The 25,905-nt window shown below is 60.8% G+C and carries 12 protein-coding genes; all 12 read right to left on the bottom strand.

Annotated features, from left to right (window positions below):
- Window positions 1–29 precede the first annotated feature (29 nt).
- Window positions 30–1,124, bottom strand: coding sequence for a glycoside hydrolase family 88/105 protein (locus BN5935_RS13220; protein WP_064976510.1), 1,095 nt, complete (start codon window positions 1,122–1,124; stop codon window positions 30–32).
- 21 nt (window positions 1,125–1,145) lie between these two features.
- Window positions 1,146–3,164 (bottom strand): BNR-4 repeat-containing protein, encoded by a 2,019-nt coding sequence (locus BN5935_RS13215; protein ID WP_082944150.1) that lies wholly within the window; start codon window positions 3,162–3,164, stop codon window positions 1,146–1,148.
- A gap of 22 nt (window positions 3,165–3,186) precedes the next feature.
- A complete protein-coding gene (locus BN5935_RS13210) occupies window positions 3,187–4,614 on the bottom strand; it encodes a BNR-4 repeat-containing protein (RefSeq protein WP_064976509.1) in 1,428 nt (475 codons plus the stop codon).
- A gap of 2 nt (window positions 4,615–4,616) precedes the next feature.
- A complete protein-coding gene (locus BN5935_RS13205; protein WP_064976508.1) occupies window positions 4,617–5,798 on the bottom strand; it encodes a glycoside hydrolase family 88 protein in 1,182 nt (393 codons plus the stop codon).
- A 109-nt stretch (window positions 5,799–5,907) separates the two neighbouring features.
- Window positions 5,908–9,954, bottom strand: coding sequence for a hybrid sensor histidine kinase/response regulator transcription factor (locus BN5935_RS13200; RefSeq protein WP_064976507.1), 4,047 nt, complete (start codon window positions 9,952–9,954; stop codon window positions 5,908–5,910).
- A 110-nt stretch (window positions 9,955–10,064) separates the two neighbouring features.
- Window positions 10,065–12,062 (bottom strand): heparinase II/III domain-containing protein, encoded by a 1,998-nt coding sequence (locus BN5935_RS13195; protein WP_064976506.1) that lies wholly within the window; start codon window positions 12,060–12,062, stop codon window positions 10,065–10,067.
- A 274-nt stretch (window positions 12,063–12,336) separates the two neighbouring features.
- Window positions 12,337–13,707 carry an MFS transporter gene (locus BN5935_RS13190; protein ID WP_064976505.1) on the bottom strand — a complete coding sequence of 457 codons (1,371 nt, stop codon included), beginning with the start codon at window positions 13,705–13,707 and terminating at the stop codon, window positions 12,337–12,339.
- Between the two features lie 21 nt (window positions 13,708–13,728).
- Complete coding sequence (locus BN5935_RS13185) at window positions 13,729–14,520, bottom strand: S1/P1 nuclease (RefSeq protein WP_064976504.1); 792 nt, start codon at window positions 14,518–14,520, stop codon at window positions 13,729–13,731.
- Between the two features lie 18 nt (window positions 14,521–14,538).
- On the bottom strand, window positions 14,539–15,471 hold the full coding sequence (locus BN5935_RS13180) for a glycerophosphodiester phosphodiesterase family protein (protein WP_064976503.1): 933 nt from the start codon (window positions 15,469–15,471) through the stop codon (window positions 14,539–14,541).
- 3 nt (window positions 15,472–15,474) lie between these two features.
- Window positions 15,475–19,185 carry a BACON domain-containing protein gene (locus BN5935_RS13175; RefSeq protein ID WP_064976502.1) on the bottom strand — a complete coding sequence of 1,237 codons (3,711 nt, stop codon included), beginning with the start codon at window positions 19,183–19,185 and terminating at the stop codon, window positions 15,475–15,477.
- Window positions 19,186–19,197: 12 nt separating this feature from the next.
- Entirely contained in the window at window positions 19,198–23,430 is a 4,233-nt protein-coding gene (locus BN5935_RS13170) for a DUF4886 domain-containing protein (protein ID WP_064976501.1), read from the bottom strand.
- A gap of 18 nt (window positions 23,431–23,448) precedes the next feature.
- The gene (locus BN5935_RS13165) at window positions 23,449–25,902 is read right to left on the bottom strand and encodes a PL29 family lyase N-terminal domain-containing protein (RefSeq protein WP_235821112.1); all 2,454 of its coding nucleotides are present in this window, start codon (window positions 25,900–25,902) and stop codon (window positions 23,449–23,451) included.
- Between the last annotated feature and the right edge of the window lie 3 nt (window positions 25,903–25,905).

The raw sequence follows: 25,905 nt of genomic DNA, 5'->3' as shown, positions 1-25,905 counted from the left end.
GTCACATTGTTCTCGGGCACGGCCTGCGGCTACATTTGTACGATTTCCGAGGCGGCCATCAGGAAGGCGCCGACTCCGTACACCTCGGTCATTTCGCGGTTCGTCCGCTGGGGCGATCCGCCGATGGGCTGCACATATCCGAGGCGTCCGTCCGGGCCGACATATGAACAGAGGGCCTTCCAGCCGCGGCGCGCGGCGCGTTTATAGACTGGTGCGGTCAGCAGGCCGTGATTCACGCCCCAAGCCAGTCCGTAGGTGAAGAATCCCGAGGCGCTGTTTTCGGGCATCGGGTAGGTTTCGTGGTCGAGCATGCTCGGATGCCACGATCCGCGGGCGTCCTGACAAGCGACGACGGCTTCCGACATGCGGAGGAACATCCGCCGGTAGTAGTCGTACATCGGGTCGCTCTCGGGAAGGGTTTCGAGCAGGATGGCCAGCGCGGCGTAGCACCAGCCGTTGCCGCGGCCCCAGAAGACCTTTTTACCGTTTTTCTCGCGTTTGTCGAAGTAGCGCGCGTCGCGGTAATAGAGGTTTTCGGCGGCATCGAAGAGGCTGCGTGACGAAGCATAAAATTCGCAGTTCATAAATTTCCGGTAGCTGTTGTCGCCCGTGATGTTCGCCAGCAGGGCGTAGACCGGGGGCGCCATGAACAGGGCGTCGCACCAGCTCCAGCGCTTCGATCCATTCTTGGCCTTGATGTGCATTTTGGTCTCCGCCGGGAAGGCGATCACCGAGTCGGCTCGCTGTTTTACGGGGCGCAGCATCGCCGGGTCCTTGTAGCGTTGGTAGAGCATTAGGTAAGCCTGTCCGACGCAGATATCGTCGGCATGGTATTGCCGCCGTCCCATGTGCCAGCCGCTGCGGCGCCCGATTTCGAGGACGAACTCCTCGCAGGGCTTGTAACCCGAAACGTCGGCCCAGACGATCATGCCGCGGTAGAGCGCGCCGTTGGCCCAGTGCTGGTCGCTGCGCTTGCCGGGGCGGGAGAGGTGTTCGCCGAAATTGTCGATTTGCCATTGCGCCGCCCGGTTGGCGATCTCGGTGTCGCGTTTGTTGGCGGCTTCGGCCGGGACGCCCGAAAGCGCTGCGGCCAACAGAAAGAGGAGGAATCGTGTCTTATACATAGTTCGGAAGTTTGATTACGGTTATCGGTTTACGGGTTCGGGCGCCGCCCATTCGTCGGTCATGTCGTAGGGCATGCGGAAGACGGAGCCCGAGGCGGTGCAGAAATAGAGGTGCGAGGCGGTCCGAGCGTCGGGACTGCCGTCGGCCCAGAATGCGTAGAATCCCTCCGCGGCGCCGAGGGGACGCCGTATGTAGGTGTGGTTGTAGGTGCTGTTCGCGGTCAGCGTCTGCGCGCGGAGCCAGTTGACGCCCTCGTCGAAACTGCGCCATACGACGATTTCGCCCCCTGCGCCCCAGTACTGGGGCCCCGGATCGGTCGGGGCGATGACAGTCCATACGCCCTTTTCGATCCAGAGACTGCCGCTGTCGTAGCAGTGCGTCGAAGTGGCGATCAGGCTCTCCCGCCACTCCCGGCCCGTCCAGTGGAACGTGTGCCATTGGCGCACGCCGCCGTCGGGGCCCGTCAGGTGGTTGTCGCTGGTGACGCAGAGGATCACGGGGCGTCCTGCGGCGTCGAAATTCAGGTCCTTGATGTAGCAGTTGCGTCCTTGGCTCTGGAAATCGCGCACCAGAGCGTTCGAATAGCGCTCCGTCACGGGAACCGTGACCGCCGTGCCGTCGGCCGTGGTCCACGTCACGCCCCAGTCTTCGGACTGGACGTAGTAGATGTTCGTGCGCGTATCTACGTTGCCGTTGATGTGGCGGTTGAAGGCCGTGCAGACCTTCGTGCCGCAGATGTTACTGATCTGGTAGTGTCCCGATTTGCTTTCGGAACCCTCCTTGACGGAGGCCAGTTTCCGGTAAGGCGTCCAGTTCACGCCGTCTTCGCTGGTCTGCCAGAAGAGCTGGCGCACGCCGTCATAGCGGGTGAAAAAGAGAAAGAAGCCCCGCTCGGGATGGTAGTGCACCTGCGGATAGGCCATGATGCTTTCGTTGATGCGTTCGAAAGCCGAGATGTCGTAGGGATTGACGCTCCGGTAGCGGATGCCCGGGCGTTTGTTGGCGCGCCCGGCGACGAAAACCCAGACATAGCCGTTCCGGTCGATCTGGACGGTCGGGTCGTCGTGGGGATCGGAAACCCCGTCGATACCTTTGTCGTGCACGACGCGGGGCTTTTGCAGCAGTCCGGTCTTGTGGTCGTAGCAGCCGATCATGCATTGCAGGTATTTCCGGCCCGTGTCCGGGGCGCCGCCGTAGACGAAATAGGTCCGTCCGACGGCCGGGGCGTAGACGGCCATCGGGATATGTTTCATCGTGTAGGTGCCCAGTCCGCCGGAGTATTTGGGCCCGTATTCCGAAGCGGCCTGGCCGATCGAGAACCAGATGCCGCGGTAACCCTCCACCACGGGGGTCTGTTCCGGGGAGTCCACCCGGGCGTAGTTGGAGATCGTTGCCGCCGGGCTGTAAAAGAGGTCTCCGGTGATTTCCGAAGGGCGGTAGACGCAGCGGTACGAGATGTCGCCGCCCGCATCGTCGAACGCGACGGTTTGCTTCGAACCGTCGTGCCGCGCTTCGCAGTAGCGGGTCCGGGGCTCTCCGACCGCCGAGACGTATGAGAATTCCTGCCCGACGATTCCTTCAGGGCAATAGTTGGCGAGCGTCACGGTCGCCGAGGCGCCGGCGAAGTAGGCCCCCGTGACGGTGCGGTTTTTCAACGACGCTTCGTAGCGTTCTCCGTATACGGTCACCGTCGGCTCAGGACCTGCGAAAACTTCTCCGTTGTTCGTGATGTAGCGGATCTCGACCGGCCGGGAGCCCTCTTCGATACCTGTCAGCTCCTTTTCGCCGTTGCTGTCGCCGGCCGGAATATCGTGCGGGGTCCCGTCGTCGCCGAGCCGGAGCCGGATCGATGCGACCTCCTGCGGCATGCCGGTCCAGCGGCAGACGATCCGGTTGCGTCCGCCTGCGAGCGTCACCTGTCCGGCGTTTTCCAGAACGGGAAGCGGAGTTTCGGTTTCGGACGTATTGCCGTTGCAGCCGGCGCCCCCGAGGAGCGCGGCTGCAAGCAATACGGCGGTAAATAAGGCATGTATTTTCATGCGTTTACGGGCAGGATGAAAGTCAGTCGCGGGGTTTTCCGCCGGGCACGGGCTCGGGGTTCTGCCACTCGGCGTCCATCTTATAGGGCATCCGGAAAACATCGCCCTTGGCGTTGCAGAAATAGAGGTACGAGATGCTCAGCGCATCGGGATTGCCGTCGGCCCAGAAAGCATAGAAATCCGGATCGGCGTGGAGCGGACGGCGGGCGTAACCGTGGTTGCGCGGGCTGTCGTGGGTCAGCGTGCGGACGCGCTTCCACGTCCGGCCCTTGTCGTGGCTGCGCCACATCACCATCTCGCCGCCCGTGCCCCAGTACTGTGGGCCGATGTCGGTCGGTGCGACGACGGTCCAGACGCCTTTGTCGTCGATCCACAGGCTGCCGCTGTCGTAGCAGTGCGTCGAGGTCGTAATGTCGCTGTAAACCCACTTGGCGCCGTCCCAGTGTACGGTTTGCCACTTGCGCACGCCGCCCTCGGGACCCGTCAGGTGGTTGTCGCTCGTCAGGTAGAGGATCACGGGCAGTCCGTCCGGTCCGTAGTTGATGTCCTTGATGTAGCAGTTGCGGTGTTCGGCTTGGTAGTTGTGCACGAGGGCGGCGTTCTTCGAACGGGTGATCGGCAGGTCGATCGGTTTGCCCTCGACGGTCGTCCATGTCTGCCCCCAGTCCTCCGACTGGATGTAGTAGATGTTGGTGCGGGTATCGACGTTGCCGTTGATATGGCGGTTGAAACAGCACATCAGTTTGTCGCCGCAGAGGTTCGTGAACTGGTAGTGTCCCGACTTGGTTTCGCCCTCGTCGATGATCGAGGCGATTTGGCGGTAGTCGGTCCAGCCGATGCCGTCCTTGCTGGTCTGGAAGAAGAGCCTCCGCACGCCGTCGTAGCGCGTGAAGAAGAGGAAGAACCCTTTTTCGGGATGGTAATGCACCTGTGGGTAGGCCATGATGCTCTCGTTGACATATTCGAATTTCGAGATGTCGTAAGGTTTCGTACTGCGGTAGCGGATACCCGGGCGCTTGTTGGCGCGTCCGGCGACGAATACCCAGACGTAGCCCTCTTTGTCGAGTTGGATGGTCGGGTCGTCATGGGGGTCGCCGATGCCGGCCACGCCCTTGTCGTAAACCACGACGGGGCGGCGCAGCATGCCCGTCTTATGGTCGTAGCAGCCGACCATGCAGAGCAGGTATTTCCGCTCTTCGGAGGGCGTTCCGCCGTAGACGAAGAAGGTTTTGTCCGCTTCGGGCGAGTAGACCGCCATCGGGATATGCTTCATGGTGTAGGTGCCCAGTCCGCCCGAATACTTGTCGCCGTAGCCCGAACGGGCCTGTCCTATCGTGAACCAGATGCCGCGATAACCGTCGACGGTCTGGTTGTCCATCGACTTGCGTTCCTGTGCGCCGGCACCCCACACCGCGCAGATGAGGAGCAGTGCCGCTAAGATTTTTTTCATGGTTATTTATGGGATTTGTAGTTTTTCAGTCGGAGCAGCGCTTCGAGAAAATAGTAGTCGCCGTAGATGATCGGCACGTCGACCTGCGATTTGCCGGGTTTCGAACCGACGCTGTGGTCGATCAGGAATCCGTTCTTCTTTCCCGCGGGAACCAAGTAGCGGTCCGATGCGAGCGAGTGCAGGATCTTTTTTGCCGTTTTATAATAGAGTTTTTCCTTCTCGGGAACGTATTTGGCCAGTTCGAGCAGTGCCGAGGCGGTGACGGCCGCCGCCGAAGCGTCGCGCGGCTCGTCGGGAATCCCCGGTGCGTAATAGTCCCAGTAGGGCACCATATCCTCGGGGAGGTTGGGATGGTTGATGAAATATTCGGCGCTCTTCACGGCGCGGTCCAGATAGCGGCGGTCGTGCGTGAAGCGGTAGCACATCGTGAATCCGTAGAGTCCCCAGCTCTGGCCCCTCGACCATGCCGAAGTCTGCGAATAGCCCTGTCCGCCCTGCTGCGTGACGACCTTGCCTGTTCGGGTGTCGTAACAGAGGATGTGGAAGCAACTGTTATCGGCCCGGAAGTGGTTTTTGAGCGTGTTGTCGGCATGGGTGACGGCGATGTCGCGGTAGCGTCTGTCGCCGGTGAATTCCGAGGCGAGGAACAGCATTTCGAGGTTCATCATGTTGTCGATGATTACCCGGAAGGGATTGTCCTTTCCATCCTTGTTGTTCCACGAGCGGATCAGTCCGACAGTGGGGTTGAACCGCGAGATCAACGCTTCGGAAGCGTCGATCATCAGTTGTTTGTAATAGTCGTCCCGGGTCAGGCGGTAGGCCAGACTGCACGGACAGCCTACCATGAACCCTACGTCGTGGGTTTGGGTGTAATGCCGCAGCGTTTCGAGCTGCGCCGTGCGGCGGCGGGCCGCTTCGAGCCATTTGGCGTCTCCCGTATATTCATACAGGTACCAGATGTTTCCCGGAAAGAATCCGCTGATCCAGCCCTTTGCCGAGTTGAGACGGGTGGTTCCGTCGTGTTCCCACGAGGCAGGAAAGCGGTTGGGTGGGGTGAGCGAATCCATCAGCGCAGTCTGTTGCGCTGCGCGGGCGAAAGACTTGCGGACGATGCTCTGTGCGGCGCCGGTTCCGGCGGAGGCGAGCAGGCAGAGGGTCAGAATGATTCGAAGTGTTCGGGTCATGTCAGGAATGTTTTGTTTCTGCAAAAGTATTCCTGCGTCTGTTAATCCTCCGGTCCGGCGGTCTTAAAAATATGTCTCAGAATCTCAATTTGCTCTTCGCAGGGGTCGTTCACCCCCCCCCTCCGTGATCCGTATAGTCTTTCGGGGCCATTCCGAAATGCTGTTTGAAACAGCGCGAGAAGTGCGATTGCGAACTGAATCCTACCATGTCGGCGATTTCGTTGAGACGGTACTCCCGGCTGCGGATCATCGCCGCGGCTTTGTTCAGTCGGTAGATCAAGATAAAATTATTGGGTGTAACACCCGTAAGTGATTTGATTTTACGGAAGAAACTGGCGCGGCTCATACACATTTCCGTACTGATGGCACTGATACTGAGCGAGCAGTCCGAAATATTGGCATCGACGTATTGGCAGAGTTTGTCCACGAATGCGCGGTCGGCGGACGAAAGCCTGATTTCTCCGCCTCCTTCGGGTTCGCTGCGGGGCTTTTCGGCGCCCGACAGGAGCATTTCGCGCAGTTTGCTGCGTGAGGTCAGCAGGTTGCCGACCACCGTTTGCAGCAGCGTAGGATTGAACGGCTTGGTCATGTAGACATCAGCCCCCTCCTGATAGCCGGTGATTTTGTCCTGATCGGTGACCTTGGCGGTGAGTATCACCACCGGGATGTGGCTCAGCAGTACGTCCGTCTTGATTTTCCGGCACAATTCATACCCGTCCATCTTCGACATCAGCACGTCGGTAATCACGATGTCGGGCATCTCGGCGTGAATCAGGTCGAATCCGTCGGAGCCGTTGTCCGCCGTGAAAACGTCAAACTGCGGGGCGAATATCTGACGGCAGTAGCGCCGCAGTTGCGGGTTGTCTTCGACGATGACCATCTTCGGCCTCGGCCCCGTCTCCTGCGTCGTATCGGGTTTGTCGCCCGGACAGTCGGCTATGGCGGTCGCCATGCCGTCGATGAATTCGGCCTCGACGGTGGGTTCGCCTGCGATGTCGTAGAGGCTCTCGTCGACCGGAATGGCGAACGTGAAACGCATGCCGCCCTCGGGCCGGATTTCGGCCACGATGCTGCCTTTGTGAATCAGCAATAACTGTTTCACATAGTGGAGCCCGATTCCGGAGCCTGCCGAGCTGTGTTCGCTCGCCGTCAGCCGTTTGTAGCGTTCGAAGATGCGTTCCACATCTTTCTGGCTCATGCCTGCGCCGTTGTCGGTGACGCTCGCTACCAAATAGTGCGACGATGCGGCGGCGGTGAGTTTTTTCGGCAGCGTGTCGGTAAGTGCCAAAGCTACCTCTACATGGCCGTCTTTGGGGGTGTATTTCAGGGCGTTGGAAACCAAATTCGAAAGTATTTTGCTGAATTTGTCCGCATCGACGGCAACGATCATCCTGCCCGGCGGCGTGCTCGTCATGCTTACGGCGATTCGCTTTTCGCGGGCGTAGCAGGCGAATCCGGCCATCATGCGTTCGACCAAGGGGAGAATGTCCTGCCGGCAGACCGAAAGCGGCAGCGTATCGTTCTCGATGCGGCTCAGACTGAGGGTCTGGTCGACGAGTTTGAGCAGCCGTTGGATGTTGTCGTTAATCAGATTGATCAGTTCGTGCAGGCGTTTTTTGTCCTGTATGTCGGGTAGCATGTTCACCGGGCCGTAGATCAGCGTCAGGGGCGTCCGCAGTTCGTGTGAAATGTTGGTGAAAAAATTGATTTTCATGTTTGTAAGCTCCTTCTCGCGCTCCAGCTCCTTGCGGGTGGTCTCCAGTTCCATTTTCTGCAGTCGACGGCGCAGGAACAGCCTGTTTGCGAACCATGCGGCGGTTCCGGCGGTCAGGATGTAGAACAGAAAGGCGTACCATGTGAGCAGCGGGGAGGGTTTGATGACGATCTCCAGCCGCCGCGGCTCGCTGTTCCAGAATCCGTCGGGATTCTGCGCCGTCAGTTCGAAGACGTAGCGGCCCGCGGGCAGGTGCGAATAGTTGGCGCTGGTGCGGTTTTCGACGTAGTTCCATTCCTCGTCGATGTCGCCGCCGTGAAGCCGGTAGGCGTAGCGGATTTTCTCGGGGGAGAGAAACGCCAGTGCCTCGTAGTTGATGTCGAGGTTGCGCTGTTTGTGGTCGAGTACGATCCGTTCGGTGTCGTTGAGCTGCTGCGTGAGAATACCGTCGTCCGAGGGTTGCTGTACGACGCTGTTGACCTTGATCTCCCGGAGCACCAGCCGCACGGGACGTTTCGAAATCTTAGGCAGGATGCTCTCGGGCTTGAAATGCACGAGCCCCATGTTTCCGCCGAAATAGAGCATGTTAGATGTATTGCATACGCATCGGGGATGGAACTGCTGGGTTTGCATCTTGTCGGAACGCAGGTAGGTGATAATCCGTTCCGAACTGGAGGTGATGAGCGAGAGGCCGTATGAGGTAGCTGCCCACATGTTGCCTTTCCGGTCCTGCGCGACGGCGGCGATTTCGTTGCTTGCGAAACCGTCCTTCAGGGTGTAGGTTCTGAACCCCTGTATCGAATGATACCGCAGCAGACCCTTCGAACGGGTTCCAATCCATAACTGGCCGTCTTTGTCTTTCAACAGGCAGGTTGCATGGCGCAATGCGGTGGCCGTAAGGCTGTCCGGGGCTTCGAGATAGGGCTGCCATTCGAGCCTGCGGCTGTCGATGGCGAAAAGTCCTTGCCGGAATACCGCCGCCAGCATCGTCGTATCGTCGAGGCGGATGACATCCTGCACGTCGCAGCCTTCGAAGCGTGTGGCCCGCAGGCGCGTACCGTCGTAAACCAAGAGCCCCGAGGTCGTCGCCGCCCACACGTTATGCCGGGTATCTTCGCAGAACCGGTTGGCGGAGAACCGCTCCGGGAGTAGAATATAGTCGGAAATCGTCAGTTGACTGGTGTTGCAGCAGGCGATACGGTCGTCGATATTAATCCAGAGACGCCCGGACGAATCGGCGAAGAGCGCCGATATGTTCTTGCTGTCGAGCTGCTGCATGAGGGTACAGTTTTCCATCGTGTACCATTTCAGGTCGAGCTGGCTGCTGTAAGCCAGCAGGCCTTTGAACCGGCTCCCGATCCAGCGGGTTCCGTCCTTCGAGATTGTGATGGCGTTGATGAATTTGCCTTGGGTCTGTTTGCCCAGCCGCACCGACCGTGTGAATTCCTTTTCGTTGGCATAGCGCACGGAGTAGCCGCGGTCGCCCGTACCGATCCAGAAATTGTTCTCCGAATCGAAGAAACAGCAGGAAAAGTCACTGGTGTAGTTGAGTCCGGGCGTTCCCCGTGTCACAATATTCTTTTTCAGCGCATTGGTCCGAATGTCGATTTGGTGGAGGTTGTCCCCCTGCGTTCCGATATAGATCGTCTCGCCGATGGCCGTCAGTGAGAGTATCGCGGACTGGGAGACCGCGGTGAGGCATGTATGCAGCGATTCGTCCGTTTCGACGAGTGCGCCGGTGCAGGGATCGACAATGTGGATTCCGCTCGGGGTTCCGAACCAGATCCGGCCTGCGGCGTCGCGGCAGCTACTCAGGAATTCCGCGGAGTCGGGCAGCGTCAGTGAGTCGCATACGTTCAGGTCGCGGTCGTATTTGAAAACCCTGCCTCCGTTTACCCCCCCCCACAAATATCCGTTCGGATCGGCTTCCAGTACGACGGGGCCGTGCCGGGGCGTGTCCCGCTTTTCGAGGAGCAGACGGCCTTCGCTGTCGAAAAGGGCCATTCCGCCGGGTCCGGAGCAGACGACATGCTCCCCGTTCAAAACCGCCTTGCAGAATCCTTCCCTGCCGAGCAGTCTCCGGAAACTGTCGAGCTGCGCATCGTAGGTGCAGACTCCTCCGGAAGTGACGATCCACAGCGTGCCGCTCCCGTCGCTGCGGATGTCGGACACCCGGTTGCCGGGGAGCGACGCCGGGTCTTCCGGTTCGTTTTGGTAGTAATAATAGAATTGTCCGTTATAGCGGCACAGGCCGTTGTCGGTGGCGATCCAGACATAGCCGACCTTGTCCTGTGCAAAACCGTGGATTGTCAGGTTAGGGAGATGGTGGATAAGCTGCGGACCTGCCCAGGCCCCATAGGAGCAGAACGACATCGTCCACAGGAGGATATATTTGCAGAAACGTTCGATTGTGCGCTCGTGAGTCTCTTTTTTCCGGGTCATCGGGAGTTAATCAAAGGGGATGTCTTTTGACAAATTTACATTATTTTGTTTGCGGTATTCCAAAACGGTCGTTTTTTGCAGGAACTGGCCTTCCTCATTGCTCGGAGATGCTACTTCCCGGGTGAGAGCGTTGTGGTAAAGGTCGCCGAACTGCCTGCGGCTACGGTCGCCTCGAATCCGACCCGGTAAACACCCGGATTAGGATCGTCGTAGCTGTGGACGGGATCGGTGCTGAATGTTTTGTAGACGATTTGCGTCCCGCCCTCCTCCGCAGCGGTCAGGTACATGGTCTTGCCGTTGCTCGTCAGTACGATCCGATCGTTTTCCACGACCGGTACGGCCGGCGTAACTAGGGTCCAGCGGACTTTGGCGTTTCGGTCTGTGCGGGCCGTAATAGCGTCGATGACCGTCAGGTCTTTGTCGTCGATGAGTTTTACAGTGCGCAGTGCCGAGGATATCTGGTCCCCGATCACGGTCGAGAGGTCGAAGGTTCCGCCTTGTTCCGTCGCCGTATTGATGACCTGTACGAGCGTTGCGGCGCCATCCACACGATGCTTGGCGCCGTTGACCGAGATCGTGCTATGGAAGAAATTATTCAGTCGCGACACGTCCCAGCGCATCGATGCTTGTCTCATGGACCATAGGTTTCCGCCCAGCGCCTTGAGCGCTACTTCGAGCGGAGCATAGCTCTGACGGCCGATGTCCATCGACCACCGCACGCCGTAGGCGTCGTAGACGAACGATCCGGCGTCCATGTGTGCGTGGCTGCTTCCTGCCGATCCGCCCTTGATACTCAAGTATTTGTCCGTTTCGCTCCAGCTCCAGTCGGTGTGGATCAGCACGACCGGCGTATCGCCCGTCCCGGCCCAGAGCTTCCGGGTCGGCGGGGTCACGCTGTCCGGGTCGATCCTGCCCGCAAAGACCATTACCATCGGCAGCAGGCGGTGGTTCCAATTGTAGTTCCTCGCTTCGAGCAGCCGCAGGTCGTTGTAAAGCAGTGCGGGTTTTTTGAACTTGTCTGCGAAATACCAGTTCGGAATAGAGGGGCTCACTCTCGAACTGTTGTCCGAGAAATTGAAGCATTGATTGTTCATGCCGACCATGTAGAGCAGCCACTCGGATGTGCGGTCGAATCCCGTCGTGGCGGAAATGTTGTCATCGGACCCGGCGGCTGTTTCGAGCGCCGTAAGCATCAGTACTTCGAATACCGAACCGTATTCCCAGTAACCGTAGCCTTCGGTGTAGTTTCCGTCGGGTGAATAGATGTTTTTGACGGCCGTGCGGTTCGATTCCAACGATTTTTCGATGATGGCTTGGGCCGTCTCGGGACAGGTTTCGTAGATCGCCAGTGCGGCGCAGACCAGTCCGGCATTGCAGACTTGGTTCCAGTTGTTGGAGGCTTTGTAAAAATTAGCCCCGTATTGCCCTGCCGCCGTGAACGCATATTCGCGCAGCGCCCTTTCTGCATTGACGCGGGTTTCGGGTTTCAGGTCGGCGTAGAGCCAGTCGTAGCCCAGCGCTACGGCCGCGGCCATTTCGCCGACGTCGAGGAAGTGGCGCTGGCCATTCCAGTCGGCGAAGGAGCAGACGGTGTTGATGTCGTTCTCGGCATGTTCGAGGTATTTGCGGTCGCCCGTGGCGCGGTAGGCGTAGGCACAGGAGAAGATGCGCAGCAGGGCGGCAGAGGAGATGTGGAGAATCCGTTTCTGCGCAGCATCGAGCTGGTAAACGAGCGGCGCGGAGGCCATCCCGGAGATGTCGGCTTGCCGCAGGTTGGCTTCGTGAAGCCGCACCAGTACCGGATTGGTTCCGGTCCGGACGTGTTCCATCATCGCTTCGAACGCTTCGGCATTCATTAGTAGCCGGGGATGCCTGTCGGCTGTCAGCCAATTGTAGTCCGGGTGTTCGAGGTGTCCGGGCTGCTCCGAATCCCCGTGGAATACTGCCTGCCCGCAGTGGAACTGCTGGTTGCCGCGGACGATGAACGGGTCATACCGACTGTCCGCGAAATCGGAGGAAATTTTGTTTGAACAGCCTATGATACAGATCAGTATTGAAAATAGCAAGGTGGAAAGACAATTGGGCAGAGAGTAAACGATTTTTTTCATAGGCATGTAGTTTCGATTATTATGTAAAGAAACGGATTCCCGTGGATTTATTTTTGTCTTTCCGTGTCAAAGATTTTTCTTTCGGTCTAAACTGGGTTTTCTCAGATTCCGGATTTCTCTTTCCCGTTCGGATGGTTGCAATAAAAACACCCTAAAAGTTAGACAAAAACTTTTAGGGTGCATTGCAGTATGGATGATCCTGTTTTTCTGAATTTTTACAGATTATTTGTCCGTGTAGATGATACGTTTCTTCTTGAACAACCCTGTATTTTTGTCATATCTCAGCCGATTTCTTTTTGTTCACCAGCGGGAGCAGAAATGATATTACGGATGCCGCGATCCAGAATAGTGCCACAGGCCCGAAATCGTAGTGCTTCGCGCCGTCGGCGGCTACGGTGATGTGTCTGTCTATGAGCCATCCCGACGCCACGTCCTGAATGCCCGCTGCGATGTAGCTTGCTATTCCCACGACCCCCAGCGCGGCACCCGTGGCCTTTCGCGGCACGATGTCCACGGCCATCAATCCGCCGAGGAAGCAGATCAAGACCCCGATGGCTATTCCGAACAGCACCATCGAGAGGACGTTCACCCACATGGCGTTTCCACCGTATAGGAACAGCGCCAGCGCCACGGAGTTCAGTATGCCGAACAGCAGCGCGGGAATCTTCCGGTCGCCCTTGAACAGCTTGTCCGAGAACCACCCCGAAAGTACCGTTCCGAGTATTCCCAGCAGTGCGTTTATCGAGACGATCGAGATGGCCTCGACGTCGGAGAATCCCTTTGCCTCTTGGAGGAACAGCACGCCCCAACCGTTTATGGCATAGCGCGAGATGTACATGAATGCGCTCGCCGCAGCCAGCACCCACACGGCCGGTGTTCTGAGCACCTGCTTCTGAATCTCTTTGACGGACTTCTCCGCTCCGGGGACGGGTTTTTCATGGGCCAGCGCCTCGACCGGGGGCAGTCCCTTCGACTCCGGAGTGTCGTGGAGCCAGCAGAGTACCAGCACCACGCCGATGGCTCCTGCCACGGCCGATCCGAAGAACCCGGCCTGCCACCCCGCAAAGGAGACGATGGAGCCTACGAAAAGGAATGAGAAGAACTCCCCGAGGTTGTGGCTTGCGGAGAAGAATCCGTAGTAGGTTCCGCGCTCCTTGAGCGGATACCAGCGGGAGAGGGATATGATGGCCGGAGGCGCCCCCATGGACTGCGCCCACCCGTTCAGTCCCCACATCACGGCGAATGCAACGAATATCACGGCCGTTGGGACTACGGAATGTGCGAGCCCCATGAGCCCCATCAGGGCATTGGCTGCGGCCGAGACGATGAGTCCCGTGGCCATGAAGCGCTTGATGTTGCAGTAGTCGGCAATGAATCCGTTGACGAACTTGCCGATGGCATAGGCGAAGAGGAGTGCCGAGCCGATGACTCCCAACTGCGATGCGTCCAAGGACCCGCTGTCGAGAATGGGCTTCTTCATGACGTTGAGACTGGTGCGGCAGACGTAGTAGAGACTGTATCCGAGCGTTGCGGCGGTGAATGCCTGCAGGCGCAGGCGGCGGTAGTACTTGTCACGCGACACCTCGTCCTGCTCCCGGGCAGGAGCCGCAGGGCTGATGCGGTAGAATTCCGTAATACGGCTCATGGATATCGGTTTTGTTGTCCTTTAATCGAAAAGATCGTTCAATATCCGGGCAAGCCGGTATCCGGCCTTTTGGATCTGGCTTTCGACCAGCGGCAGCGCCTTGTTTAGGAAATCCTGCCCCAGCCGTTCGTCGGGTTTGGCCCATTCGAACTGCACTTCGCAGCATACGGCGGCATCGTGCAGCCAGTCGCGGGGCGTTCCGGCGGCGATGGCCTGCCGTTCGGCCTTCGAAACCCGGTCGAGTTCATCGGCCCATTCGCTGACGGACCAGATGCGCGTGGTGGTGATGATCTCGTTGTCCCAGACACTATGGACATAGAATTTGTGCGGTTTGCGGTATTTGTCCTCGAGCAGCACGTCGTATTTCATGTTGTGGGTCGTGTACTTGATATGCGCCGGGCAGTGCATGTCGCCCACCAGATGAATGACGTATTTGAGGTTGACGGCCACGGCCGAGTCGGTGAGACTGCGGTAATTTTTCAGGTTCCCGACGGCCAGTTCCAACCCGTAAATGGCATTGCCCCGTTTCGGGTTCAGCAATTCGTCGGTGTACCGGAGCTCGGCATCGACGGGCGCCGTGTGCCAGCCGTCGGTGAAGGCATATTCGGGGGTCTTGCGGTATTCGTCCATCCACTTGGCATAGTAGACGACGGAGTGTCCTCCGAGGTATTTTTCGATGCGTTTTTTCGCTTTCTTCGTCAGGTTGCGCTCGGCGATCTTGGCGATGGTCTCGTGCCCCTCGCGTCCCCACCCGAAAGCGGGCCCGGTGTGGAGGAATCCGGCGCACAGCAACAGGAGCAGTAGTTTTTTCATATCGGAGTTTGTTTGGAATTAATCGTGCAGTCCGCGCGAGCGGAGGTAGGAGATCAGCAGTTCGGGGCGGTCGGTCTGGATCATGGTGGCGCCCATATCGACCAGTTTCCCGTACACCTCGGCCGGGGCGCCGTCGAAGGCCGCATCGTCGTCCAGTCCGCCGCAGAGCGACGCCCAGAGCGAGTTGACCCAGAGTTTCGAACCGCCGGCGACAACCTCGCGCATGCAGGCGTCGACCTCGGGCGCCGGGCGGTCCCAGCAGATTTCATAGGCCAGCGGGGTGATGCCATCCTTCCGGTATTCGGCGAAAAGCGCCTGTCCTTTAGGTTTGAGAATGTCAATGATGGGCATGTACATCATGTTGCGGGGGTGTTCGGCGAACTTCGCGGCCACGACCTCGGGCGAACGCTTGCCCTTGATGAGTATCTGCTCCGTGACGCCCAGCTCCTCGGTGACGGCCAGTACAAGGTCGTAGTATTCGTAACCCTGATCGACATTCACCACGATGCGGTCCTTGCACACTTCGAGCGCTTCGCGCAGCGTCGGCATCCGCAGGTTGTCGGTGATGACGTTGTGGGCCCGGCGCAGTTTGCAGCGGCGGATCGAGTCGTAGGTGATGTCGCGGACGCGTCCTTTGCCGTTGGTGGTCCGGTCGATGGTGTGGTCGTGGCAGAGCACCAGCACGCTGTCCCGGGTCAGCTTGAGGTCCAGCTCCATGATGTCGACCCCCATGCGGATGACCGACTCGATGGCCGGGATCGAGTTTTCGGGCCAGTTGCGCCAGTCGCCCCGGTGGGAGGCGACAAGCACCTTTTTCGAGGCGGGGTTGTGGATTTCGGCGACGATGGCCGCGGCGCGGTTCGCAGGCTGCTGCGTGCCGGCCTGTTCCCCGCAGGCGGCTCCCGAGAGAGCCGCCGCGAGGATCAGCAGTTTGGTGATTCGTTGTATCATCGGTTATCGTTGGATTAAGTATTCATTTTCATGTCCCAGCACGACCTGTTCGGCGACGCTGCGCAGGTAAGCGGCTTTCGAGGACTCGATGCCGCAGTCGGCGGGCGAGCTGCCGAACGCCTCCCCGTAAAGCACGAGGTAGTTGACGCAGGCTTTCAGGTAGGCGCCGTAGACCGACTGATGCTTGTTGTCGGTGTGGTAGAGGTTGATGCCCGACGCTCCCTCGCGCACGATGCGGAACGCCACGCCGATCGGCGACACCCACGTTCCGGCGGCTTCGGCCATGGCGTGTGCGCCTGCGGCGTTGTAGCTTTCGAAGGTTGCGAAATCGGTGAACCCGCCGTAGCTGCTGGCCGAGAAGGTCCATGTCTGTTCGAGGATGACCTGACAGGAGGCCGATTTCGCCCGGATTTTGTCCGCCAACGCCGTGCAGTTGGCCGCTATCGAGGCCGTGCCGTCGCGTCCGTAGGTCGCGGGGTTCTGGCTCTGGTCCTGAATGAAGGCGTAGTCGTAGCCCCCGATGTCGATGGCGTCGGTCGAGAACGAGAGTCCCAGTTGCTGTCCGAAGTTCTGCGAACCCTTGAAATGGCCCTTGACATTAAGGTAGTGGCCTTCGTTCCACGCAATCTCCTTGAGCATCCACGCCGGGTTGCTGTAGTAGGAGAACGAATTACCGAGACAGAGTACCTTTTTCGTGTCGCCCGGGACCGCCGTGCCGAGGTTCTGGACATAGGAGCCCGAGAATCCGTAGGGCGGCAGCAGGCTCGCCGAACTGCTCGCCGAGATGCTCTGCGTGCCTCCCGTGCAGGTGTAGCGTCCCACGGCGCGGCAGCGGATCTGCACCGCACCCTCGACGGGGGCGGCGAACCGGATGGTCTGCATGACGCTGGCGTGCTGGTAGTTGGTTCCCGATGCCACGCCCGAACACTTGTAGGTGTAGCGGATCGAGGGGTCTTCGGGAGCGGTGAGCAGGTCCTCTTCGACACTCTTCCAGACACCTCCGTCGAGATACTCCACGATGAAGTATTTCGGCGAATTGGCCTCGCCCGCCATCGTGGCGTCGAACTCGACGGCCGTGCCGGCTTCGAGCCGCTTCACGGGCAGGGTGTAGAGCCAGTAGTCGCCCTCGACCATCGTCGAGACGGTGGGTTTGTAGGAGTTGACCGTGCGGGTGAACTCCCGCCCGGCGTTGGCTTCGCCGCGCACGACGGAGATGTAGCCCGAACTGCCCGAGGTCGACGGAAGCATGTTCGAGGCGCTCCACGACGTGTTGTACTGCCCGACGGTCGATGCCGAGAAGATCCACTGGCTGGGGAAGGCCGGGCCCGCCGCCTCCTGCGTGATTGCGACGGTCGCCGTCTGCGTCAGGTCCGTGGAGGTGAAGGTGACCGTCGCGGGGCGCGGTTCGGTCTGCGGATTCACGTCGGCCGTGATGCGGATTTGCTGGACGTAGGGGCTTTTCGTGCCCGCTGCGAGCGGCATGTCGTTCAGGTCGGTGACCTTCACCCATTCGCTGCCGCCCGTGCTCACGGTCCAGTCGTAGTCGGCGGCCGAGAGGCTCACGACGGCGGCGTTGGTTCCCAAGGCGTTCAGCCCGACCGTTCCGGGTGCGACGCTGAAGGTCGCTTCGGCAGGGGTGTTCGACCCGGCGGGGTAGTAGAGGATGTTCTCCCGCGTGACGTTGACGGCATCGGCGCTGTGGGCGCCGAGATAGTCCATGTAGTTGTCGGCGTTGACCCCGACCATGACGTAACTGCCGCCGTTGTAGGTGCCTACGTCGCCCTGCGCGATACAGTTGCGGAATACGGCGGCCTTGTTGCACTGCCCGAAGAAGGTCCCTTTGTAGTTGTTGTTGTCGCGGTCGGAGATGATGCGGCCGTAGTTCTCGCACCCCACGAACTCGTTGTCGTCGTGGTTCACGAGGCAGACGATGCTGCCCGCCGCGCCGTTCGTCCGGCAGATCACGTCGCCGTGGTTCACGACCTTGGTGAATTTGGCGCCCGTGCCCGTGATGCAGGTGATGTTGCCGATGCGGGCGTTGCCCGACGTGGCGAAGGCGTTGTCGTTGTGGCCATAGTTGGTGCAGTCGGTCAGGTGGGTGTAGCGGTTGGCCGCGGCGACGATGCCCGAGGCGCGGGCGGCCTTGGTCGAGAGGTTGCCGCGGTTGACGCAGCCGGTGAACGTGACGGCGTTGGCTGAGCTGGCGTGGTTGGTGCTGAATCCGCAGATGCCGCCGATCTGTACGCCCGTCGCGCCGTTGGTCGTGTTGTTGCCGCCTTCGCCCGTGAGGTCGGCCTCGTTGGTCAGGCGGTCGATCACGACCCCTTCGTTGGCGAAGGCGAGCCCGATCATGCCCATCGTCATCCGGACGTTGCCCGCCGAGCCGTCGAACGACATCGGGGCGTTGTTGGTGACGTTGCGCACGGTGGCGTCGTAGACCAGCCCGGCCAGCATACCGCAGTCGGTGGCTTTCGAGGCCTTGACCTCCAGCGAGCAGGAGGCGTCGAAGACGAGGTTCTCGACGACGGCCCCGGGGCCCAGTGCGCCGAACAATCCCCATGCACGGTTGGGCGTGGCGTTGTCGCAGACCATTTTGAAGTTGCTGATCGTGTGGTCCTGCCCGTCGAAGAAGCCCGTAAAGGGACGTCCCGTGCTGATCGTGAGGGCGTTGCTGGCCAGTGCGAAGGTCGCGTCGCCGATGGGCGTCCACGTCGTGACGCCCGTCATGTCGATATCGTCGAGCAGCACGACGACACCCTCTTCGTTCTGCCACGGGGCGAGGGTTTCGCCCGCATTGACCGCTGCGGCGAACTCCACGAAGTCGTCAGCCGTCCAGATGCCGCCCGGAGGCGCGAAGGCGTAGAGCGCTTTCGCCAAGTGGCGGGCCGAGAACGTGCCGTCCTTCTCGTTATAGGTGCGTATGCCCGATTTGTAGACGTTCTTCGTGTAGGTCTTGTCGTCGGCCGTCGTGAGCGTGAGTTTCAGTCCGGCCGGGGAGGTGAAACGTCCGACGGGGAACTTGACGGTCTGGGGTTTGGTCAGGTCGGCCCCTTCGGGGAAGTCCAGCGTCAGCTTCGTGCCGGTTCCGTCGGCTGCTGGGGTGAGGGCGAGCGTCGCAGGATCGACCGTGCCGGAGAAGGTCAGGTAACCCTCGAAACCCTCCTCCGAGGCGGGTTCCACGGCGATCGACCGGGCCGGGCTGTCCAGCTCGCCGGCATCGATGCGCAGCTCGATGACCGAGAAGATGTTGCGGAACGAGACGTGCAGAGCCCCTTCCGAAAGGTTGTTTTCGAGCGGCGTGCCGACCAGCGGTGCGCGGGCCGTGTTGACCTGCTCCGCGCCTTGGAAGGAGATCGTGCGCCGGGCCTCCACGCCGACCGTGCCTTCGGCGGTCGTGGCGGGGTAGTAGGCCGTCAGCGGTTTCGAAGCGTCGTAGGAGACGATGCCCGCCTCGCTGGTGAAGGTGGTCGTGGAGCCCGCTTCGGCGGCGGTGTATTCATAGGCCGTGCCGTCGTAGACGACCGTGATGCGGTCGCCGGCCTCCCATGTGCTCTTGCCTTCGTTGATGTCGGTGCGGGTCGCCGCCGTGCAGGCGGCCTTGATGATCAGCCCCGACGAGGCGGGAAGCGGCGCCGGGTCGGTGATTTCGGGGTCCCGGGTACAGCCGGCGAACAGCAGCACCGCACTTAACAGGATGATATACAGTTTTTTCATGTCGGTCGGGGTTTACTCTTTGTTCTTGTCGTCGTCGAATTCCGTATCCTCGATGCCGTTGTCGGGCTTCTCCTTGTCGATGTCCGACATGTCGGTCACGGCATAGGGCGTTGCAAGGGCATAGCGTGCCGCCTGCAGGGCTATCGGGGCGTTGGCGTCGGTAACGGGCGTCGAATAGCTGCCCGCGGTGGTGTTCGAGGTCGTGTAGCGGAACGAATTGCCGTCGAGCGTCACACCCCCGAAAGCCGGGGAGATTAGCTTCTCGAAGACGGCGCACGAGGCGGCGTAACGCGCGATGCCGTAGTCCATGTGGTACCCGTCGCGGGTCATGTCCATCGAGTTCTGGAGTTTCGATGTGCGGAGGTTCTGCAGGACGGTTCCCGTGGCGATCACGTCGTCGAACGCGACTTCGTCCATCACCTTTTTACCCTGTGCGACGATGGCGGCGTACATGTCCGCCTGCGACGAGGCGAAATTGTTGACGATCACCGTCTGCTGCGAGTAGCTGACGATGGCGGGATCGCCGTAGGCCTGCGACAGAATGTAACAGAACTTGGGCATGGGCCCGGTCTGCGTCGATTTGACGTTGTCGATCAACCCTTGCAGGGCCTCCTTCTCGGCCGCGGTCCACGACCATGCGTTGACCTTGCCCGTGTGCTCCTGAATGGTCACGATATCCCACCGGTCCGAGGCGGCGACCTCCTTGATCGTCTTGTTCATCAGTTCGGTCCATCCGGCGGCTCCCGGACCGCACTCGTAACAGCGGTAGTCGCTCACGGTGGCGAATCCGTTGTTGTACTCGGGGACCGTGCGGCCTCCGTAGTACATGTGGGTCATCTTCACCTTGTCGAGTCCCGCGGCTTTCAGCATGCCCGGCAGGTGCTCCACGGCGTCTTTCGTGAAGCTGTTGCCGATGAACAGGATGCGCAGTTCGGCATTGCCGCCCGGGTTGCCGCCGCCCGAATTGCCGAGCTGGTAGACGATGTTCGTGAGCGTCGATTTGTTCGAGCCCTGCTTGCCCAGGTAGTTGGCTTGATCGGCCTCGGCGTAAGAGTCGAAGACGGGCGAACCGTTGTTGTAGGTGCCTACCTTGCCGCCTGCGGTGCAGTTGGTCCATTGCGCTGGGTTGTTGTTGTAGCCCCAGAAGACGCCGCGGTTGCCGTCGCTGAGGATCGTGCCGTAGTTGGCGCAGTTCTCGAACGCGGCGGTGTTCGACAGCGACGTGATGCCGCCGCAGCGCGCCTTGGTCGTCGAGGTGAGGTCCCCGTAGTTCGTGCAGCCGCTCATCGACGAGCCGGTGCCCATGTTGCAGGTGATGTTGCCCAGACGTCCGGCGTCTTCCTTGGGGCATGTGTTCATCTGGTCGCCGTGGTTGACGCAGTTGGTCAGTTGGGTGTAGCGGTTGGCCGCGGCGACGATACCCGATGTGCGGCCTGTCGCCGAGGTCATGTTGCCGTAGTTGATGCAGTCGGAGATGACGACTTTCTGCTGCGATTCCCCGTCGTTGGAGGCAAATCCCACGATACCGGCGATGTGGTAGCCCGTGGCGCCTCCGGCGGTGTTGTTGTCGCGGTTTTCGGCCGTGATCGCGCCGTTGTTGTTCACGTTGTCGATCGTGACGCCCTCTTTGGCGAAGGCCGTGCCGATCAGGGCCATCGTGATGCGGACGCTGCCCGCCGTGCCTTGGAAATGCATCGGTGCGCCGCTCGTGATGTCGCGCACGGTGGCGTCGTAGACCATTCCGGCCACCACGCCGTTCGACGAACCTGCCGTGGCCGTGACGGTCAGCGAACAGCCCGTGTCGAACGAGAAGTTCTCGACCACGGCGCCCGGGGCCAAAGCCCCGAACAGTCCGTATGTCGCGCCCGCCTCGCTGCCCGCAGCGACCATTTTCAGGTTGCGGATGCGGTAGCCCTGCCCGTTGAAATGCCCTGCGAAGGGCGTTCCCGTGAGGGTGAGCTTGTTGCTTGCGAGTTCGAAAGCCGCCTTGCCGATCGGCGTCCACTCCGTAACCGCCGCCATGTCGATATTGGTCAGCAGGCACACCTCGCCGTCCTCGTTCAGCCACTCGTCGAGCGACCCTCCGGCGTTGACCGCCGCCGCGAAAGCCACCAGATCGTCGGCCGTGCGGATGCCCTTGGCCGTCGAGATGTCGCCCCCGTATTTGGTGTTGGTCACCTTGTCCTCGTTGCCGGTCTTTATCAGGCCGATGTAGTCCATGTAGTTGGTCTCGTCGATGGCGGCCATCACATAGCTGCCGCCGTTGTACGATCCCACGCCGCCCCCGGCGGTGTTGTTGTCCAGTTTCGCACCGTTGTTGATGTTGGCCACGAGCGTCCCGCGGTAGGTCGTCAGGTCGGCGATCACATTGCCGTAGTTGGCCGAGTTCAGGACTTCGCTGTCGGCGGAGTTGGTCAGACAGACGAGTCCTCCGGCATGGGTCTTGGCGTTGGTGGCTACGACGTCGCCGTAGTTGATGCAGCCGTCAACTACCGACGCGGTGCCGAGGATGCAGGTGATGTTGCCCAGACGTCCGCCGCCCGATTCGCCGTAGGTGTTCAGCATGTCGCCGTGGTTCTCGCACTCGGAAACCATCGTGAAGGTGTTCGCCGCGGCCACGATACCCGAGGCGCGGCCCGTCGAAACGGTCATGTCGCCGTAGTTCGCACAGCGTGTGATGAGGTTTCTGAAGGTCGATGTGCGCGAGGTGTTCGAAAGCCCCGCGATGCAGCCCGCCTGCGTCGAGTTGAATCCGTTGGCGTTGGCGGCTCCCGGCGCGGCCTTCATGGTGCCGTAGTTCTTCAGCCCGACCAGCTTCGTGACGGTTTCGTCGCTCGTGCCGGCTCCGTAGACGAAGCCCACGAGACCCATGGTCATCAATTTGTTCGAAGTGCCGTTGCCCAGACACTCCATCGGGAGGTAATTGGTGCACTCCTCGACCGTCGATTCGATGCTGGCCCCGGCGATGACACCCGTCGAGGTGATGCCGTTGCCCGAGACCTTGAACGATCCCGTGTCGCCCGTTTCGGCTCCCAGCACGAGGTTTTTGACCGTGGCGCCTTTCAGTACGCCGAACAGACCGTATGCCTGATTGTCGCCCGTGAGCGCCGCTTCCATTCTGAGGTTGCGCAGAACGTATCCCTGCCCGTCGAACGTCCCTTCGAAGGCGGCTCCGGCAGAGGTGGATACCGCCGTCGTGGCGGCGAACGTGCCGTTGCCGATGGGCGTCCATTGTGCGACGTCCTTCAGGTCGATGTCGTTCATCAGCACGGCCTTCATCAGTTGTGCGCCCGTGCCGGCGTTGACATCGGCGGCGAACTGCACCAGCTCGTCGGCCGTCCGAATTTCGATGCGGTCGCTCGTGGCCTTTGCGAAGAAGACCGGGCGCAGCACCGTGTGTTCCAGCATGTCGTAGGCCACCACGATCAGGTGCCCCGCGCTGAATCCGGCCGGGAACGTGACGGCGATCTGCCGCTGCTCCTTGTCGAGCGCGGCCTCGATGCCCTCGGCCGAGGCGATGCCGATCAGCGCGTCGGCGGCGTGTTCGCCGTGCAGCGTGTATTTGACCGTCATCGGCGCCGATACATCGACCACCGTGGTGTTGATCGCCGTCGAGAGCGTGAGGTTGAGCACCTGCTGGATGGGCAGCGTGACGACCTCCCCGTTGCCGAGCGTCAGCGACAGGTTGCCGTTGGCGTCGCGGGCGATGCCCTTGAACAGACAGCTCTCGCCGTCGTTGGCCTCGATTGGGCGTCCCGCGGCGTCGTTCAGCCGCTCGCCGTTGACCGTCCAGTACCCTTGGGCGTCGACCGACACCACGGGAGTGTGGCCGCTCACGGGAACCCGTTCGCCGGCTTTGTCCAGCAGCGGTGCGGTCTGGCCGTCGGCCGTCACGGTCCAGTAGTAGAGGCCGCTCTCGGGATCGGACTCGACGCCCAGCAGCGGAACGTTGAGCATCTGGTCGACGGTGGCCAGCACGACGCTCTTCTCTTCGTTCTTGTTGTCCTTGTAGGTGATGACGTAGTTGCCTTCGGAGTCCTGCGCCATTGCGGTGATGACGTTGCCCGAGGTCAGCTCGCTCAGGTCGGCGAGCTGGCCGTTGAGCGACGCGATGCGGCTCTGGAGCTTCGCGATGCGCTCCTTGATGCCGTCGATGCGGCCGCCGAGTTCCGAATCGTCGTAGTCGCTGCATCCGGCGGCGAAGGTTACCGCCGTCAGAAGCAAGAAATATAGGAATCGTTTCATGAATGTCTGGATTAAGCGTTAGTAGTTCTGCGACGGATCGAAGTATTCGCTGTTGCGGTAACACAGGGCGTTGTCGTTCGTGGCTTCGGGAGCGCCGCTCGGGTTGTCCTTGTGCGCGTCCCATTCGCCGACGCGGCCGCCCTTGGCGCACTGCGTTACGAGCCCCTTGGCGCTATAACCGCAGGCCCATCCGGGACCGTGCTGCGGCGCTCCGGCGTCGTAGGTGATGTTGGCCAGTATCGTGCCCTTGTTCACGCAGCCGACGATCGTGGCCTGATTGTGGCCCACGAAACCGCCCGTGCGGCATCCTAACTGCGAGAAGACGTTGCCGTTGTTGGTGCAGTACTCGATACGGAGGTTGTTGTTGGTCACCGTACCGCCCACCAGACCGCCCATGCGCTTGTAGTTGTAGTAGTCCTTGCTGCCGCCGTACTGTCCCACGGCGTCGTCCTGCACGGTGCCGTTGTTGACCGAGTTGCTGACTGCCGTGCCGTTCTCTTCGCTCGTCGAGCCGCCCAGCGTGCCCACCAGTCCGCCGCCGCGTCCCGTCGGGGCGCTCACTTCGCCGTTGTTGGTGCAGTAGTCGATCTTGATGCCCGCGCCGAGCGTGAAGGCGCAGATGCCGCCGACGTTCATGCCCGTGCCGCCGTTGGCCGTGTTGGTGATGCGGCCGGTCTTGACGTTGCCGTTGTTGATGACGGCATCGGCCTTCGTTTCGCCGCCGATAGTCGTGGATTTGGCGCATCCGGCGATGCCGGCGAGCATCATCAGCGTCGCGTCGGGGTTGTCGCCCGTGAGGATCACCGAGACGTTGTTGGTGACGGCCGTGATCGTCGAACCCTCGGCGTATCCCGTCAGCGCACCGACGGCCACCACGTTCGGACTGGCGCCCGTGACGGTGATCTGGTCGCCCGCGGCGCCCAGTTTGAGGTTCTTGACCGTGGCACCCTTCAGCGCACCGAACAGACCGTGGAGGTGGGTCGTTTCGCTCTCGGCGTCGAAGGTCCACTGAATACCGCTGATCGTGAAGCCCTGCCCGTTGAATACGCCCGTGAACGGGTTAACCAGCGTATTGTACGAGGGGGTTCCCGTGGCTTTGCCCGCTCCGATCGGAGTCCACTCGGTGAGCCCCGACAGGTCGATGTCGTTGAGCAGCACCACTTCGCCCGAGGCGTTCTCCCAGCGGCTCGTGCTGCCGCCGGCGTTGACCGCCTTGGCGAAGGCTACCAGATCGGCGCCCGTTGCGATGCCCGGGTCGGTCGGAGTGTCAGGAATGACGGGCGACTGGCGCACGCCGAGCGTCACGGTCACGCCGTAGGGGCGGTTCGAGAAGGTGATCGACCCTTTGCGGTCGGCGCCGCTGTCGTTCTCATAATAGTCGGCCACGAACGAGTGGGTCGTGGTGACCATCTGTGCGCGTGTCACGGGGGCGGGCTTGAGCCACGACCGGCACTCCTCGGCGATCGTCACGTCGTATGCGATGTCGGCCGACACCTTGATGTCGAACTCCGTGAATTCGCCTTCGAGGGCTACCTCCGCCCCGGTTCCGAACTGCGGGTCCCACGTCGGGGGCGCTATCTGGGCCGTGCCGTAGGTGAAGAAGAGCGGTTTGAGGACGGTGCTGCCCCCGGCCGAGACCAAGATGACCGTGTTGCCCTCTTCGGCTCCCTCGTCCAGTTTCACCGAGATCGTGCGGGTGTACTTGTCGATCTCGACCGTCACGTTCCATGCCGTGAAGTAGTCTACATGGGCTTCTTCGGCTTCGGTGCCCTCGACCGTATATTTGATGTAGACCGGAGCCGAACGGTCGGGAACGGCCGTTACGGGAGCGGCGTCGAAGCGGATGCTCAGGGCTTCGAAAACCGGGATTTCGAACGTGCTGCCGTCGGCGAGCGTGAAGCGGACCCTGCCGCTCTCCTTGTCGGTCTCGACCTTTTGGAACAGCGTGTTGCTCACGTCATTGGCCAGCACGGGTTTGCCGTCCTTGCCCGTGAACCGTTCGCCGTTGACCGTCCAGAAACCCTCGGCGTCGATGCCCATCGTGGGAGGCACGCCGCCCACGGGCATCATCTCGCCCCCGGCGTCCAACAGCCATTCATAGGTCTCGCCGTTGTCCGCCGTCGTGCGCCAGTAGAGTTTTCCTTCGAACTCCCCGGCCCCGACGATCGGGGCGGTCACCACGTCGTCCTGCGTGGCGAGGGTGATGGTTTTCGTCTCGCCGCCGCGGTCGCGGTAGCAGACGACGTAATTGCCCTTGTCGTCCTGCTTGAGGTAGGAGATGAAGCTGCTGTTGATGAGCGCCGTGAGCGAGTTCATCTCGTCGTTGAGTTCCGCGACGCGCTTTTCGGCCGCCGTAAGCTCCTGCTCGATGGCGTCGATGTTTTTCCGAAGCTGCCCGTCGTCGTACTCGTCGCATCCCCAAAGGAGGACGAAACCGGCGGTAAGCAGTATGATGTTCAATAACTTTCTCATTGT

The sequence above is a fragment of the Alistipes provencensis genome (assembly GCF_900083545.1).
Lineage (GTDB): Bacteria > Bacteroidota > Bacteroidia > Bacteroidales > Rikenellaceae > Alistipes > Alistipes provencensis.
Note: the sequence above shows the minus strand (reverse complement) of the source record. Positions and strands in the feature narration are given on the sequence as shown.